This window comes from Photorhabdus viridis (assembly GCF_040256935.1).
GTDB classification, from domain to species: domain Bacteria; phylum Pseudomonadota; class Gammaproteobacteria; order Enterobacterales; family Enterobacteriaceae; genus Photorhabdus; species Photorhabdus viridis.
The window spans coordinates 1-332 of record NZ_JBEJZY010000332.1 but is presented as its reverse complement, the minus strand read 5'-3'; the positions used below and the strand labels follow the sequence as shown (position 1 = coordinate 332).

The following is a 332-nucleotide window of genomic DNA, read 5'->3' as shown; positions in this document are numbered from 1 at the left end:
CCTCCAGGTATTCCTACGAACGGAAATACAACTCACACAATTGTGGATGATGAAAACTATGTTCAGCCTTATCCCGAATATGAAATTAACTATGTGATACCCGCGCCCATTTGTGTCTATGTTGACGTCTCACTTGCGAATAGCGATTACCTTCCTGCTGATATTGAAACACAGGTTAAGTCAGCTATAGCGCAAGCATTTAACGGAGAAGACGGTGGAACCCGAGCAAGAATAGCATCTACATTATTTGCTGGTAGATATTATTCAGGCGTTTATAACATAGATACATCGAGTGTTGATATTTACAATATTACGCTTAGCCGTGACGGTAT

Annotated in this window: 1 pseudogene; it reads left to right on the top strand. The window is 40.7% G+C overall.

Features of this window, described 5'->3' with window-relative positions:
• Positions 1–332, top strand: a pseudogene (locus ABR397_RS23600) (baseplate J/gp47 family protein); the annotation flags it as partial.